Annotated in this window: 14 protein-coding genes; 5 read left to right on the plus strand and 9 right to left on the minus strand. The window is 70.6% G+C overall.

Annotated features, from left to right (window positions below; translation table 11 throughout):
* Positions 1–16 precede the first annotated feature (16 nt).
* The gene (locus A4R44_RS44940; protein ID WP_232792080.1) at positions 17–457 is read right to left on the minus strand and encodes a hypothetical protein; all 441 of its coding nucleotides are present in this window, start codon (positions 455–457) and stop codon (positions 17–19) included.
* Positions 454–1,110 carry a TetR/AcrR family transcriptional regulator gene (locus A4R44_RS44945; protein WP_067595737.1) on the minus strand — a complete coding sequence of 219 codons (657 nt, stop codon included), beginning with the start codon at positions 1,108–1,110 and terminating at the stop codon, positions 454–456. The genes A4R44_RS44940 and A4R44_RS44945 overlap by 4 nt, the downstream gene beginning before the upstream one ends.
* Positions 1,111–1,210: 100 nt before the next feature.
* On the opposite strand from A4R44_RS44945, the gene A4R44_RS44950 reads away from it, so the two are divergent.
* The 4 genes from A4R44_RS44950 (at position 1,211) to A4R44_RS44965 (ending at position 6,389) form a co-directional block, all read left to right on the plus strand.
* The gene (locus A4R44_RS44950) at positions 1,211–2,647 is read left to right on the plus strand and encodes an FAD-dependent monooxygenase (protein ID WP_067595738.1); all 1,437 of its coding nucleotides are present in this window, start codon (positions 1,211–1,213) and stop codon (positions 2,645–2,647) included.
* A complete protein-coding gene (locus A4R44_RS44955) occupies positions 2,644–2,964 on the plus strand; it encodes a RidA family protein (protein WP_067595740.1) in 321 nt (106 codons plus the stop codon). The genes A4R44_RS44950 and A4R44_RS44955 overlap by 4 nt, the downstream gene beginning before the upstream one ends.
* A 773-nt stretch (positions 2,965–3,737) precedes the next feature.
* Positions 3,738–5,333 (plus strand): M4 family metallopeptidase, encoded by a 1,596-nt coding sequence (locus tag A4R44_RS44960; RefSeq protein WP_067595741.1) that lies wholly within the window; start codon positions 3,738–3,740, stop codon positions 5,331–5,333.
* A gap of 102 nt (positions 5,334–5,435) precedes the next feature.
* Positions 5,436–6,389 (plus strand): M28 family metallopeptidase, encoded by a 954-nt coding sequence (locus A4R44_RS44965; protein WP_067595743.1) that lies wholly within the window; start codon positions 5,436–5,438, stop codon positions 6,387–6,389.
* Positions 6,390–6,947: 558 nt separating this feature from the next.
* On the opposite strand, the gene A4R44_RS44970 is transcribed toward A4R44_RS44965, so the two are convergent.
* From A4R44_RS44970 to A4R44_RS45000, 7 genes are all read right to left on the minus strand, one after another.
* Complete coding sequence (locus A4R44_RS44970; protein WP_067595745.1) at positions 6,948–7,418, minus strand: hypothetical protein; 471 nt, start codon at positions 7,416–7,418, stop codon at positions 6,948–6,950.
* 205 nt (positions 7,419–7,623) lie between these two features.
* Complete coding sequence (locus tag A4R44_RS44975) at positions 7,624–8,544, minus strand: acyl-CoA dehydrogenase family protein (RefSeq protein ID WP_067595748.1); 921 nt, start codon at positions 8,542–8,544, stop codon at positions 7,624–7,626.
* Complete coding sequence (locus tag A4R44_RS44980; protein ID WP_198545690.1) at positions 8,541–9,611, minus strand: acyl-CoA dehydrogenase family protein; 1,071 nt, start codon at positions 9,609–9,611, stop codon at positions 8,541–8,543. Before A4R44_RS44980 ends, A4R44_RS44975 begins: the two co-directional genes overlap by 4 nt.
* Before the next feature lie 5 nt (positions 9,612–9,616).
* A complete protein-coding gene (locus tag A4R44_RS44985) occupies positions 9,617–10,405 on the minus strand; it encodes an enoyl-CoA hydratase/isomerase family protein (protein ID WP_067595752.1) in 789 nt (262 codons plus the stop codon).
* Entirely contained in the window at positions 10,402–11,172 is a 771-nt protein-coding gene (locus tag A4R44_RS44990; RefSeq protein ID WP_067595754.1) for an enoyl-CoA hydratase family protein, read from the minus strand. The genes A4R44_RS44985 and A4R44_RS44990 overlap by 4 nt, the downstream gene beginning before the upstream one ends.
* Complete coding sequence (locus A4R44_RS44995; protein WP_067595756.1) at positions 11,169–12,443, minus strand: MFS transporter; 1,275 nt, start codon at positions 12,441–12,443, stop codon at positions 11,169–11,171. Before A4R44_RS44995 ends, A4R44_RS44990 begins: the two co-directional genes overlap by 4 nt.
* A gap of 44 nt (positions 12,444–12,487) precedes the next feature.
* Positions 12,488–13,681 carry a CaiB/BaiF CoA-transferase family protein gene (locus A4R44_RS45000; protein ID WP_067595760.1) on the minus strand — a complete coding sequence of 398 codons (1,194 nt, stop codon included), beginning with the start codon at positions 13,679–13,681 and terminating at the stop codon, positions 12,488–12,490.
* Between the two features lie 101 nt (positions 13,682–13,782).
* Between A4R44_RS45000 and A4R44_RS45005 the strand changes: the two genes are divergently transcribed.
* Complete coding sequence (locus tag A4R44_RS45005) at positions 13,783–14,697, plus strand: LysR family transcriptional regulator (protein ID WP_095214029.1); 915 nt, start codon at positions 13,783–13,785, stop codon at positions 14,695–14,697.
* Positions 14,698–14,767: the final 70 nt, after the last annotated feature.

Here is a 14,767-nt window from a genome sequence, read left to right on the forward strand (position 1 = left end):
GATCTGGCCACGCTGCTCATCTGGCTTTGAGGACAGGCCCTAGCGCGCGAAGGACCTCGCCGGTCAACGGCGGGCCGAGGCCGACGACCGGACGCATCGCCGCGCAGAGCGGGTTGGTGTACCTGGTCGCTTCGAAGAAAAACGTCGCCATTCCCGCAGCTTGCGCGGCCGACAGCAGCACAGTGTCGCTGTGGGCACGCCGCGCGGAGGCGACGCCGTCGTGTCGTCCCAGCGGTTCCCGCATCCGGGCCCGATGGAACAGCCAGGCGCCGAATGGCGCCAGCCGGGTCGCGGCGAGGTCGTAGTGGACGAACGCCTCCGTGCCGGCGCGGTCTTGGGCGCGCAGACGGCCGACGCCGACAGGCAGGTCCGGACCGCACTGGACCGCCACCCGTTCCTCAAGCCGGACACACAACGCGCCGGAACCGTCGACCGCACAGGAAAACCCAGCCGTCAAGGCAAATCCGCAGTGAGCAGACGCAGACCCTGCTCGAACAGTTCGGTCAAGTCCGCCCCGGTCAGATGGTCCTGAGCCTCCGCGAGATGCGGATAATCCCCGTCCTCGATCGCCTCGCGCAGACGGCCGACGCCGACAGGCAGGTCCGGGCCTGCCTGGATCGCCGCCTGTTCCTCCAGGACGTGGCCTGTCGCGAAGTGCAGGACCAGCAGCGCGGTTTTCATCGCCGCTGCGGCGTCGAGCCCGGTCTCGCGCAAGGCACCGTTGAGGGATTCGGCGAAGCCCAGGGTGTTCGGCCCGATGGCGTGCGTGCCCGCGTACACCCGCGCACCGTCGCGATAGGACAGCAGCGCGGTGCGCAGGCCTCTCACGAAGGCCAGTACCCGTTCGCGCGGATCGGCGATTCCGTCGGCCGCGGCGCGACAGCCGCTCAGCATCTCCTCGGCCNCCTCGGCCATGGCGGTCAGCAAGGCCGTTTTGGTCGGGAAGTAGCCGTAAAGCGTCCCCACTTGGACGCCGACTGCGCTGGCCAGCTTCCGCATGGTGAGCGCGTCGAGGCCCTCTTCGTCGAGCAGCCGGAGCGCGGCGGCGGTGACGTGGGCCCGGTCGGCAGCGGGCGGGCGTCCTCGGGTGCGGGGCTGGTGCGCGGTCATGTCGAGGTGAGCCTACCAGCGTGTTTGACAGCTTCGCGCTTCCTCAGGACACTGGCGGAAGGTTTAAATGAACGTTGTTCGGAAAATAGTGGAGGCGGTTGTGGACACCGAGGTCGTGATCAGCGGGGCGGGCCCGACGGGGCTGCTGCTCGGCGCCGAACTGGCGCTGGCCGGAGTGCGGGTCCGGATCCTGGAACGGCAGAAGGCGCGGCACGGGCAGTCCCGCGCGCTCACGCTGCACCCGCGCAGCATCGAGATCCTCGAACTGCGCGGCATCGCCGAGCGGTTTCTCGCCCAGGGCCGCACCGTTCCGAGCTGGCATTTCGCCGGCCTGTCGCGGAAACTCGACTTCTCCGCGCTGGACACTCGCCACGGCTACACCCTGTTCCTGGAGCAGACGCGGACCGAGCGACTGCTCGAAGAGCGCGCACGGGAACTCGGCGTCGAAATCTCCTACGGACACGAAGTCGTGTCGCTGGCTCAGGACGACGACGGGGTCGCTGTCGCGGGCGTCGGGCCGGACGGGGACTTCCGGCTTCGCGCCGCGTATCTCGTGGGCTGCGACGGCGGCCGGAGCAAGGTCCGGGAGTCCGCCGGCATCGGTTTCCCGGGCTCGGACGACACGATGAGTTCGATGCTCGGCGACTTCGCCGTCGTCGACCAGGAGGCGATCGCCGCGGCCGGGCGCATTCCCCTGCTGATCGCCCCGCTTTCCGGAGGACTGACCCGCATCGTGGTCACCAGCCCGGAGCGGATGCGTGTCCCGGCAACGGAACCCGTGACCTTCGAGGAGTTCCGCGCAACGCTGGTGGAGCTGACGGGCACGTCCTTCGGCATCGCTGAGCCGCGCTGGCTCTCGCGGTTCGGCAACGCCACGCGAGTGGCCGAGAATTACCGGTCCGGCCGCGTTTTCCTCGCGGGCGACGCGGCGCACATCCACTTCCCGGCGGCGGGCCAGGGCCTCAACACCGGCTTGCAGGACGCGATGAACCTCGGCTGGAAACTCGCCGCCGAGCTCAACGGCTGGGCGCCGCCGGACCTGCTCGGCACCTACCACGCGGAGCGTTTCCCGGTGGGGCACCTGGTCGCCGGCAACACCCAGGCTCAGACACTGCTGCTGGAACTCACCCTGGTCCCCGATTACCGGCGCCCGGTCGCCGCGCTGCGCGGGCTGCTGGATTCGCTGCTCGAAATCCCCGAGGTCAACGCCCGGCTGGCCGGTCTGGTTTCCGCACTGTCGACGTCCTATCCGGCGCCGGACGGCGACCCGCTCGTCGGCACCCGCATGCTCGGGCCGCAAGGCCCGAATCTGGTGCACAGCGGCACCTTCGGCTATTTCGGAGACGGCGCGGAGCAGGTCGCCGAGGGCTGGAAAGACCGGATCACCGTGGCCGGCGCCAAACCCGGGGACCTCAGCGAACTTCTCCTCCGGCCGGACGGTCACATCGCGTGGGTCCGCCGCGAAACCGATCCTCCGGATGCGGCACGCCGGGAAGCCGCGATCACCGCCTGGGCCGGAGCGGCGGCGCGGGGATGACCGCGTACCTGGAGCCCACCGGACTCCACCGCGTTCCCGGCGCCTTCACCCCGGTCGTGCGCGTCGGCGACCTCGTTTTCCTTGCCGGGCAAGTCGTCCGGGACGAGCACGGGAACCTGTGCGGCGAGGACCACCCGACCCGGATGCGGCGCCTCGACGTCGCGCTCGCCGCCGTCGGCTGCGGACGCGCGGACGTCGTCGTCCTTGTCGGCCACAGGTACGGCGGAATGGCCGTCGCCGGTGTCGCGGACGCGCATCCGAAGCGGCCTCGCTCGACGCTTTCCGTCCCTCGCCCGGCGAATCCGCGTTCGACCTGATGCCGGTTCGGCGTAGGCTGTTCACCGAGGCGGCGCAGTCCCATGACTCGTCGGGCCGGACCGTACCCCCCACCCACGAAGAACCCTTGCCGCCGTCTTCGGGCACGCGACCGCCTAGCCGCTGCGTTCTGTTCGGCGAGCATTCTCCTTTCCCGGCCGTGCCCGGGAACAGGGGATGCAGTACCGGACTGTCGCGACCGGCCATTGAGGACTGTGGACAGCGGCCGCCGACGTGTGCGCGGCGATGACCGGGCCGGAGGGGTCTCTGCCCGGGCCACGCTGAAGCGTCCAAGTGCGCGCTGCCGAACGAATTCGGCTCCCGGATGGCGCAGGCCGCGCCGGCGGTCCCGTCCGATCCTGCTCGGGCGGCGCGCTGGCCCGGCAGCTCAATGCCGTGAGTTCAGCCGCTGGTCCAAGGCAGGCGAACGCGGCGAGGGCATCGAGTTCGCCTGGCAGCAGCACCTCGCCGATCCGTGACGGACAGCGCTCGACGCGATCGCCGGGGAAGAGCGCTTCCGACATTCGTACGGCACCCGGGACATTCCCTACGAAAGTCGCCCGGGCGCCGAACGCGCGAAGAAACCCAGCACCGGCACGGCATATCCTAATTGACCGCCGAATCCGGAACATTCCGTTGGTCTGTTTGGAGCATTGACGCCCCCCTGCGCCGATCCTTTACTCGACTGTGCTCGGCCGCACACCCACCGTAAGCGGCCGGGCGCGTTCCCTCTCCCCGCACCCCATCGTCCTGCCTTCATGGAAGGAAGATCTCGATGCCTCATCGCGGATTCACCACGGGCTTGGCGGCCGCCGCCGGTCTTGCCATGTCCCTCGCGTTGCCAGCCGTCCCGGCGAGCGCGGCCGCCGAAGCCCAGCCCGCGTCCCCGGACGCGGCCGCCGCTCGCGCCGCTGACCAGGCAGTCGCCTCCGGGCTCGGCCGAGGCCCGGCGGAGGCGTTCCGGCGCGTCGGCCAGACCGCGGGCGACGCCGGACTCTTCTACAGCGCCTACGAGCGCACCTACCACGGCCTGCGGGTCGTCGGCGGGGACGCGGTCGTCGTCGCGGACGGAGCCGGGAATGTCCGGGACACCAGCGCCGCGGAAACCGCGCCCATCGCCGTCGGGACGCGAGCCGTTCTCGACGCCGCGAAGGCCGCCTCCGCCGCACGCGCCCAACTGCCCACTGTGGACAGTGTGAGCACGCCCGAAAAGGTGGTGCTGGCCGGGTCGAATCCGAAACTTGCCTACGAGGTCGTCGTCACCGGGCGCACGGCCGCGGCGCCGAGCAGACTGCACGTGTTCGTCGACGCCGTCACCGGCGCGGTGCTCGACCAGCGGGACGACATCAAGACCTTCAGCTCCGGAGCCGAGTCCCAGGCCCAGCCGAACGCGGTGAACGCGGCGGGCACCGGCAACAGCTACTACGTCGGCACCGTCTCCATCGACACCACCGGCTCCGGCAGCTCGTACTCGATGCGCGACCCCGGCCGCCCGGGCATCAGCTGCGGCCGCGAGGGCGGGTCTGTCTACAGCGGTCCGGACAACAGCTGGGGCAACGGCTCCGGCACGAACCTCGAAACCGGCTGCGTCGACACCCTCTTCAGCGTCCAGACCGAGTGGAAGATGCTGAAGGACTGGCTGGGCCGCGACGGCATCAACGGCAGCGGCCGCGGTTACCCGGCGTCCGTCGGCCTGAACGACGTCAACGCCTATTGGGACGGCTCTTCGACGCACTTCGGGCACTCGCAGGACAACCGGCGCCAGGCCACCTCGATGGACGTCGTCGGCCACGAGTTCGGGCACGGCATCTTCCAGACCACGCCGGGCGGCGCGGGTTCCGGCAACGAGAACGGCGGCTTGAACGAGTCGACCGGCGACATCTTCGGCGCGATGACCGAGGCGTACGCGAACAACGCGAAGGACCGGCCGGACTACGAGGTCGGCGAGGGCGTCAACCTGGTCGGCCAGGGCCCGATCCGCTCCATGTACGACCCGTCGAAGGCCGGCGACCCGAACTGCTACTCGTCGTCGATCCCGAGCACCGAGGTGCACGCCGCGGCCGGTCCGCAGAACCACTGGTTCTACCTGCTCGCCGAAGGCTCGAACCCGGGCGGCGGCAAGCCCGCCAGCCCGACCTGCGACAACAGCAGCGTCACCGGGATCGGCATCCAGAAAGCCGCCAAGATCTTCTACAACGGCCTGCTGAAGAAGACCTCGTCGTGGAACCACAAGGCGGCCCGCAAGGCGACGCTGCAGGCCGCGATCGCGCTCTACCCGGGCAGCTGCACCGAATTCAACGCCGCCAAGGCAGCTTGGAACGCCGTCTCCGTGCCCGCGGTGCCCGGCGAACCGGCCTGCACGACGCGCTGACCTGACGCGGCCGGGTCCCGCTCGCCACCGCGCGGCGGGCCCCCGGCCCATCCCCCGAGAACAGCCGCTCCCCCCCCACTCCAACCGAAGGAACGCACCGTCATGAAGTGGAAGACAAGACTCGGCGCCGGGGTCACCGCCCTGGTGGCGGTACTGGGCGTCGTCAGCGTGCCCGCGGCCACCGCCGCGCCCGCCTCGGCGCTCGCGGCCCCGGACATCTCGCTGGCCAACATCAAGACCCACCTCACCCAGTTCCAGGCGATCGCCCGCGCCAACGGCGGCACGCGTTCGCCGCGCGGCGGCGGGTACGCGGCGTCGGTGTCCTATGTGGAAAACCTGCTCAAGAACGCGGGCTACACCACGAAGCGGCAGACCTGCACGAGCTGCACCGGCCAGTCGCAGAACCTGATCGCGGAATGGCCGCAGGGCGACGCGAACCAGGTCCTGATGCTCGGCGCGCACCTCGACTCGGTGAGCGCCGGCCCCGGCATCAACGACAACGGTTCCGGCAGCGCGTCGATCCTCGAGGTCGCGCTGACGCTGGCCCGCACCAATCCGGCGATGGCCAAGCGCGTCCGGTTCGCGTGGTGGGCCGACGAGGAGTCCGGCATGGTCGGCTCGCGGTACTACGTGAGCACGCTGTCGAGCACTGAGCGCGCGAAAATCAAGACCTATCTCAACTTCGACATGATCGGTTCGAAGAACTGGGGCTACTTCGTCTACGACGACGTCGCTTCGGTCAAGGCCGTCTTCGACGAGTACTTCGCCTCCGTCAACATCGAGACCGAGGGCGACACCGAAGGCGACGGACGGTCCGACCACGCGTCGTTCAAGCGCGCGGGCATCCCGGTCGGCGGTCTCGCGACCGGAGCCGGCGACATCAAGAGCTACGAACAGGCCGAGAAGTGGGGCGGCACGCCGGGCGCGGCGTTCGACAACTGCTACCACCGCGCCTGCGACACGACGTCGAACATCCCGGACCCGCCGCTGGAGAAGAACTCCGACGCGATCGGGTACGCGGTGTGGAAGCTGGCAGTCGCGGCGGCTCGTCGCTGATCCCGGGTTCGAGTGCCGGGATCGGGCAACCGCTCCGGGTCGTCGCCGCGAGGACGGCGGCCCGGGGCGTCCGGCCCTCCGGCGAGGACCGGTTCGATCGGGAACGGGCGGTATCCCGCGATTTCGGGCCGGTCGAAATGCCCGAACGCCGTGCGGCTGGGAGAAGACCAGGGTGCCGGGGGTTTCCCAGACCGGTGCGGCCGGCACGGTTTCGCTGAGGTCACACCCCTCGGGAAGCGGGTGCTGGGCGGCTGACCCGGTGGCCGGGTCGACCAGCTCCACGGCGGGCGGATCGTGCCGGAACGAATACCTCCGCCCGGCACGAAACGCCAGCGATAGGGTTCCGCAGCCTCCTGCCGTTCCCCGGACGAGGTGAACACCGCCAGTCCCCTGGCTTCTTCGCGCAGCTGGGTCCCGGACAACGGGTCGCGCCGATGCACCGCGAGGTCCATCGGTTCCGCACCCGGTGTCCAGCGGGAAGCGACGAACGCTCCGCGTCCCGGGCCGGTGGCGGCATAGACAGCACCGTCGTGGATGCCCAGGACGCCCCAGGTCAGCTCAGGAGATTTCGGCGGGCCCCAAGCCTCTTGCCTTGTCACGTCGTGTGACTGCCTGCCGACGTGGGACTGCACGCCCGCCAGGTCGCGTCCGTGCTGCGGACCCGGCTCGCGGCGGAACACCGGCCGCGGCCGGTGGCTGATCAAGCAGATCGCCGAACGCACGAAAGCACTCGGGCTGCGAGAAAAAGCGTCCCGGTGCGACGTCTTCTGCCGCGCCGACCCGCGGCAGGCTCCCGACCAGCTCGCCGACCCCGGCCGCGTCGCCGCGCAGGATGCGGAACGGGGCAGTCGTCTGCGTGCGAGCGAGAATGGCGTGATAGCCGTTGACGGTCGTCGCGGCGGTGATCGCGGGCAATGCCGCGGTGAGCTGATAGGTACAGTCTTCCGTCAGGTCGATCGAGCTGCCCGGATGAGCGTTGGCGGTGGTGGCAGCGGTGATCAGGCTCGCTTCGCCGCACGGGACCGGCACGACGGCTGCGCCAGCGCACCGGCCGCGAGCACACTCGAACCCGGCAACGATCTGGAACGCACCAGCACGACTCATCCCCTTCGCCCGTGAATACCGGGCTCGAGTTCACCACGAAGGGAGACAACCGAAAGCCGTTTCGCGAAGAATTGGGCCGAGCGGACCAGGAAAACCGTCCTGGTCGCGCTCGAATCGCCGTTGTTCGCGATCAGGTTCGCTCATCACGCTTGCCGCGGTCTCCCGGAGCGGTCAGCGACCAGAGCGCGGTTTCGTCCACCGGTATGGCGGCGATCCCGTCGTCGCCCCACCGCGCGCCTTCGTCGCAGTCCGCCCACAGCAGTTCGGTTCGCCAATGCAGTGCGGCCTCGTAGGTGATGCCCATCGCGCCGTGCAGCTGGTGCGCGGTTTGCGCGATCCTCGGGGCGACCTCCGCAGCGACCTCGCGGGCGGTGGCCAGCGCGAAGGCGAGCGCGCCCTCGTCGCCGAACAACCGGAGCCTGGCCTCGTGCGTGACCGTTTCCAGTTGCCGGACATCGACTTTCAGCTGTCCCAGCGTGGTCCGCACCGCGGGAATGGCGGCCAGCGGCTTGCCGAACTGCACGCGTTCGGTGACGTACCGGCGGGCTTCGGCGGACGCTCCTTGGGCCGCGCCCAGCATTTCCTGGCAGCGAAGGATTTCGGCCAGCCCGGTGAGCCGCAAAGGAATCTCCGGCGACGACGGCGAGACAGAATACGGCCGGTCCGCGAGATCTCGCCCGGCCTCGGCGGGCGCACCGGTCGTGACCCTGCCGTCCGCGCCGACGAGGACGTCCGCGATCGGAGCCCAGATTCCTCGCGCGGCGGGATGCACGGCAATGGCGTCCTCTGTGGACAGTGGGGTCTCGGCCGCGGCGCGGGCCACGAGCGTCTGGCGGAGCGGGAGCGCGATCCCGCCGCGGGCTAGGGCGGTGACCGCGCCGCACGCCGCGTCGAGGAGTTCCCGCCGGCCGGAGAAGTCGTCCAGGATGGCGGTCCAGCCGAGCCCGGTCGCGATCCGCCAGTGCTCGCGGAGGTCGCCGGGCCGGTCCCAGTCCGCGATCGCCTCGGTGACCGAGACGTCGAGGTCGGTCTCCAGAGAATGCGTGGTCATCGGTTGTCCTTGGCGATCATCGACAGCATGACGGGAGCCGCGCCGCCCCGCAGGCCGGAAGCGGGTGCGGCGGCCAGGGCTTGGTCGTAGAGCGCGCGAACCTCGGGCGCGGCGCGCGGCATGAGCGGCCGCGCCCACTCGATGACGCTCAGCTCGAACTGGTGGCCGAGGTATTTGCTCGTCGCGGCGGGCACGACCGGGGAACCGCCGGCGTCGAGCACTCGCGCGGTTTCCAGCACCCAGGCGCGCAGGATCTGCAACCGCGCCGCCAGCGCACGCAGCCCGCTCCGCGCGATGCCGTCCGCCAGCCCCGCGTCGAGCACAGCCGACAACAGCGGATATGTCGAGAGGAACCGCTCCGGGCCGCCCCGTTCGAAGGCGAGCTGGCCGAGGACCTGGCGCCAGCCCTCGCCGGCGCGGCCGATCACCCACCGGTCCGGAACAGCCACCTCGTCCAAACCGACCTCGTTGAAGTGGTGTTCGCCCCGCAGATCCAGGATCGGCGTGACGGTGATCCCCGGGGAGTCCAGTGCGACGACGAACTCCGTCAACCCGTCGTGCCGGTCGGCTTCGCGGGAGGTGCGGGCCAGGACGTACAGGTGGCTTGCCCGGTGGGCGCCGCTGGTCCAGATCTTACGCCCGGTGACGCGCCAGCCGTCTCCGTCCCGGACGGCGGACGTGCGCAGCGAAGCGAGGTCGGAACCGGCGTCCGGTTCGCTCATCCCGAGCGCGAAGGTGCACTCCGCGCGCGCCAGCGGCGGGCAGAACTCCTCCCGCAGCTCCGGACTGCCGTGCCGGAGCAGAGCCGGGCCGATCTGCCGTTCCCCCACCCAGTGCGCGGCCAGCGGAGCACCGGCGCGCAGCAGTTCCTCGGTGACGGCCAGCCGGTCGACAGCCGTGCCGCCACCGCCGCCGAGACGTTCCGGCCAGGAGACGGCCAGCAGCCCGGCTTCGCCGAGTTCGCGGCTGAAGCCCAGGTCGTACGAGCCCGCCCAGGAATCGCAGCGCGGCGTGAACGGACGGGCGGCGAGGAAGTCCCGCACCCGACGGCGGAGATCTTCGGTCATCTGGCTCATTCCCCGGTGTAGCGCGCAGGCCGGTCGCCGGCGAACGCAGCGAGCGCTTCGGCGGAGTCGGCGGTCGACTGGACGACGGCCTGGTGCGAGGCGATCAGGTCCAGCGAAGTCCGCAGATCCGCGTGTTCGCCCGCCCGGACCGCGCGTTTGATCAGCTCGACCGCGACCGGCGGCCGCGCCGCCAGTGTCCCGGCGAAGTCCCGGGCCCGCGCGGCCAGCCGTTCGTGCGGGCAGGTCTCGTCCGCCAGCCCCCAGGCCAGCGCCTGGTCCGCGTCGACGAACTCGCCGGTCCAGAGCAGCCGCAGCGCTCGCGACCGGCCGATGATCCGCGGCAGGTAATGGCAGCCGCCGTCGCCGGGGACGAGACCGACCCGCACGTACCCCTCCGAAAACCGGGCCCGCTCGGAGGCGATCCGGTAATCGCACATCAGGGCCATGTCCATGCCCGCGCCGACCGCCGCTCCGTTGACAGCGGCGATCAGCGGTTTGGCGAGGTCTTCCGCGGCCATCGCGACCGGGTGCACGTGCTCGGTCATCAGCCGCCTGCTGCCCAGCGGGGTGCGGGACCGGCCGAGATCGCCGAGATCGGCTCCCGCGCAGAAAGCGTCGCCAGTGCCGGTGACGACCACGGCGCGGACCTGGTCGTCCGCTTGGAAACTTCGGTACGCCTCGGCCCAGGCACGCAGCATTTCGCCGGTGAAGGCGTTCTTCCGCCGCGGCCGGTCCAGGACGATCCAGCCGATCTGGTCTTCGACGCGGATGTCGAGACCGGGGGTGGAAGTCATCGCGACTCCTTCCTGATGGTGAAACGGGTTGCCGCCCAGACCGGGCTTCGGCGTTCGAGAAAGGACGCGATCCCTTCCCGTGCCTCGGCGCCGTCGCCGAGCCGCTCGGCGAGCGCGGTCAGCTCGCTCGCGTGGGTGCCGAAGAACTGTCGCGCGGCTGTCGTGGTCAGGTGCTTGGCGGCGGCGAGTGCCCCGGGCGCGGCGGAGCGCAGTCCGGCGAGCACTGGTTCGAGCGCCTCGTCGACGTCGTCCGCGGCGAGCGTGACGAGGCCGATGCGGGCCGCTTCGGCGGCGTCGAAGCGTTCTCCGGTCAGGTAGTAGCGAGAGGCGGCCCGCGAATCCACGCGCGGAAGCACCGTGGTCGACAGGATGGCCGGGGCGAGCCCGATGCGCACCTCGGTGAACGCGAAGCTCGCGGCCGGGCTCGCCGCGACGATGTCGCACGCGCCGAGCAGCCCGAGCCCTCCCGCCCTGGCGTGCCCGGTCACGCGAGCGACCACGGGTTTCGGCATCTCGACCACCATGCGCAGCAGGTTCGTCAGCTGCTCGGCGGTGAGCCCCGTGCCCGTCCGGGCTTCAGCCAGGTCGATGCCCGAGCAGAACGTCTCGCCGGTGTGCGTAAGCAGCACCGCGCGGACGGCCGGATCCTCGGCGGCGCGGCTCAGCTGCGCAGTGAGTTCGCCGGCCAGCCGGACCGACAGAGCGTTGCGGTTGTGCGGCGAGTCGAGGACAAGGGCGGCGATTCCGTCTTCGTCGGCACGCCTCATGCGGCACTGACGCTTTCCAGCGAGCGCGCGGGCAGCCGCCGCTGGTCTCGTTCCGGATTGATCAGCACTGCACCCGCGACGGCGCCCGCCAGCAACAACGCGCCGCATACCCCGAACCCCGCCGCATAACCGTTTTCCGCGGTGAGGAAGCCGCCCATCGCCAATGGCGCGAACACTCCGGCGGAAGTGGCGACAGCGGTCGTCGCGGCGGTCACGGCGAGGCGGCGTTCCGGCGGAACCAGCTCTCCGATGAGCAGCCACACCATCGGATAGAACGCGCTCGGCAGCCCGAACGCGATCGTGATCAGCACGATCGCGGTGACCTTTTCCGTGTGCGGGAAGAGAATCATCGCGGTGCCGGAAATCGCGAGCAGCGCCATCCCGGGCAGGCAGTACGCGCGGCGGCTGCCCGCTCCCCCGCGCCGGAACCGCGTGGAAACCGCACCCATCACCAGGATCACGACGGTCGCGAACAAGGACGGCAAGGCGGAGAGAGTGCCTGCCTGCTGATGCCCGATCCCCAGCCCGGCGGACAGGTAACGGGGCAGGAAGCCCAACGCGGTGGTGGTCGCCCAGAAGGCGACGAAACCGGTGAGGATCGCGCCGAGCACGGTTCCCGACCGGAAGAACACCCGGTACGGCACCGGTTCGCGACTCACGCCAGCTGGTGTGGCGGATGTGGCGTAAGGGCCGTCGTTCGCGAACAACAGCCACGCCGCGGCCCACAGCACGGAAAGCGCGAACAGCACGCCGAACGCGGTCCGGTAGCCGAAGTCCGCGATGATCCAGCTGAGCAGCGGCGCGCTCGCCACGACGCCGAGCGTCGGTCCAATGTGGACCAACGCGTTGGGCAGCGCGCGGTCGGGCGTGGGAAACCAGCCGTAGACGGTGTGCGTCGCCGCGGGCACCGCAGGCCCTTCCGCCGCGCCGAGCGCGATCCGCGACGCGACCAAGGCGCCGAAGCCGAGCCCGGCCGCCATGGGCAGCGCGGTCAGTCCCCAGACCAGGGCGAGCACGACCATGACCCTGCTCGTGCGGCGTTTCGCGGCGGCGAACCCGACGACGACGCCGGAAACGCTGAACAGGAAATAGAAACCGGACTGGACGAAGGCGTACTGCTGCTCGCCGAGGCCGAGGTCGTTCATGATCGGCTCGGCGGCGAGGCCGACGACTGTCTTGTCCGCGTAGTTGATCAGCAGGAACAGCAGCACGAGAGCGGTGACGGTCCACGCCCTTCCTGAGCGCGGGACGAGGGGTTCGGATGCGGGCATAGGTTCTCCTCGGGACGACGGCGTTGTCGTGGGACGAACTCGGTTCAGCCGAGCCGGGCCGGGTCGAAACCCGCTTCCGCCAGCACCTCGGCGGTATCCGCGCCGACCGGCGGGAACTGCCGGTAGATCCCCGGCGGCGTGCGGGAATAGCGGACCGGCGGGGCCACGAGGCGGCAGGCGCCCTCGGTGGGATGCTCGACAGCCCGGACGAGACCGCCTTGCCGGGCGTAGTCGCTCTCGGCCGCTTCCTGGAGGCTGTACACGGGATGCGCGGGGATGCTGACGCGGTCGCAGAACTCCTGCCACTGGGCGGAAGTGAACTGCGGGGTGAGCTCGCGGACCTGGCCGTACAGCTCGTCGGCGTGGGCCACGCGGGCCGGCATGGTCGCGAAGCGCGAGTCGGCGAAAAGCTCGGGACGGCCCGCGTGGGCGAAGAAATCGCGCCAGTTGCGGTCGTTGTACGGCAGGATGCACATCCACCCGTCCGCCGTGCGGCACGCCCGGCGCTGTTTGCTCAGGACGCGCGGGTAGCCGTAGCCGGGTTCCTCGGTCGGGTCCAGCGAGGCTCCGGCGAGGTGCTCCACGAGGTTGAACGCGATCATGGTGTCGGCCATCGGGACCTCGACGTGCTGGCCCTCGCCGGTCTGGTCGCGATGGCGCAGCGCGGCCAGCACGGACTGGACGATGAACAGCCCGCACACCTTGTCCGCCAGCACTGTCGGCACGTAGCAGGCCTCGCCGGTGACCTGCTCGTTCAGCCAGACCAGCCCGGAGGCGGCCTGGAGGATGTCGTCGTAGGCGGCGTTGTCGCCGAGCGCGGAATCGCTGCGGAAACCCTGCGCGTTCACGTAGACGAGCCCGGGGTGCCCGGCCGCCAGGTCGGCGTAGGCCAGCCCGAGCCTGCCCAGCGCGCCCGGCCGGATGTTGGTGATGAACGCGTCCGCCGTGCCCAGCAACGCCAGCAGCGCGTCCCGTCCGGGTCCGGTCTTCAGGTCGAGGCACACGCTGCGCTTGTTGCGGTTGAAGTTCAGCGCCGCGCCCGCCATCCCGGAATGCCGGCGCGGCTCGAAATGCCGGGTCGGATCCCCGCCCGGGGCCTCGACCTTCACGACGTCCGCGCCGAGGTCGGCCAGCTGCGCGCCCGCGTACGGGCCCATGATCACGGTGGCCAGCTCGACGACCCGCACTCCGGTCAGCGGGCCTCGCGGCTTCCCGTCGTCCACCTCGCCAGGCGACATCGCCCGCACCTCCTGTTTTCCTCGGCAGCCGCGCCCAGTCAAGACGAGGTCATTCATCTATCGCCAATACTTCTTGGCCCGCTATCCATATGCTGGGGGATATGGATCTGACGACTCGCCTGCTGGAGCAGTTCGTCGTGCTGGCCGAGGAGGAGCACTTCGGCCGGGCCGCCGCCCGGCTTTCGATGAGCCAGCCGCCGCTGAGCCAGGCGATCCAGCGCCTCGAACGCGGCCTCGGCGTGCGACTGCTGGACCGAAGCACTCGCGCCGTGCGGCTGACCGCGGCCGGCTCCGCGTTCGCCCGCGACGCCCGGCACCTGCTCGAAGCGCAGCAGGCCGCCGTCGGCCGCGCACAGCGGATCGCGAGCGGCACCGAGGGCGAACTGCACCTCGGTTTCATCAGCGGCATCTCCTACACGTTCCTGCCGCGGGTGCTCCGGCTGACCCGGGACCGTTTTCCCGGGCTGCGCCTGCACCTGCACCAGAACACCTCGGCCGAGCTGGCGTCGATGGTCCGTTCCGGCAGGCTCGACCTCGCCTTCGTGCGCGGCCCGCTCGCCGACCCCGACGGACTCGACCTGCGCACAGTGGCGACCGAACGGCTCGCCGTCGCGCTGCCCGCCGGACATCCGCTCGCCGGGCGCGCGACCCTGCGCCTGGCCGACCTCGCCGGCGAGAACTTCTCGCTGCCCTCGCTGACCGCGCTGGCCGGGCTCGCCGAACAGGTCGCCGCCGCCTGCCGCGCCGCCGGTTTCGCCCCGCGCGACGGAGCCCGCGCGGACAGTCTTCCCGGCTTGATCAGCCATGTCGCGGCGGGGACCTGCGTGTGCCTGGTGCCCGAACAGGTGCCCGCCGGGGCGCTGCCCGGGGTGGTGTTCCGGACGTTGCACCCAGAGGACTCCGGCGGCAACCTGGCCCTGACCGTCGTCGCGGCGACCCGTGCGGGACAACGGGATCCGGCCGTGGAACGGGTCTTGACCCTGGCACGGTCCGGGCCGGAACGCCGCAGTTCGTGAGGGGAACCCTGAGGGAATCCGATTCCCTGAGCTTGAGTTTTAAGGTCCGGGTGTCAGAGGGGGCGCCCGG

Origin of the sequence: Amycolatopsis sp. M39 (assembly GCF_001651785.1) — a bacterium.
GTDB classification, from domain to species: domain Bacteria; phylum Actinomycetota; class Actinomycetes; order Mycobacteriales; family Pseudonocardiaceae; genus Amycolatopsis; species Amycolatopsis rubida.

Coding starts and splice junctions, on each gene's coding strand:
- A4R44_RS44965 (WP_067595743.1), top strand. CDS start 5,436: ATGAAGTGGAAGACAAGACTCGGCGCCGGGGTCACCGCCCTGGTGGCG.
- A4R44_RS44980 (WP_198545690.1), bottom strand. CDS start 9,611: ATGACCGAAGATCTCCGCCGTCGGGTGCGGGACTTCCTCGCCGCCCGT.
- A4R44_RS44985 (WP_067595752.1), bottom strand. CDS start 10,405: ATGACTTCCACCCCCGGTCTCGACATCCGCGTCGAAGACCAGATCGGC.
- A4R44_RS45005 (WP_095214029.1), top strand. CDS start 13,783: ATGGATCTGACGACTCGCCTGCTGGAGCAGTTCGTCGTGCTGGCCGAG.
- A4R44_RS44975 (WP_067595748.1), bottom strand. CDS start 8,544: ATGACCACGCATTCTCTGGAGACCGACCTCGACGTCTCGGTCACCGAG.
- A4R44_RS44960 (WP_067595741.1), top strand. CDS start 3,738: ATGCCTCATCGCGGATTCACCACGGGCTTGGCGGCCGCCGCCGGTCTT.
- A4R44_RS45000 (WP_067595760.1), bottom strand. CDS start 13,681: ATGTCGCCTGGCGAGGTGGACGACGGGAAGCCGCGAGGCCCGCTGACC.
- A4R44_RS44955 (WP_067595740.1), top strand. CDS start 2,644: ATGACCGCGTACCTGGAGCCCACCGGACTCCACCGCGTTCCCGGCGCC.
- A4R44_RS44990 (WP_067595754.1), bottom strand. CDS start 11,172: ATGAGGCGTGCCGACGAAGACGGAATCGCCGCCCTTGTCCTCGACTCG.
- A4R44_RS44995 (WP_067595756.1), bottom strand. CDS start 12,443: ATGCCCGCATCCGAACCCCTCGTCCCGCGCTCAGGAAGGGCGTGGACC.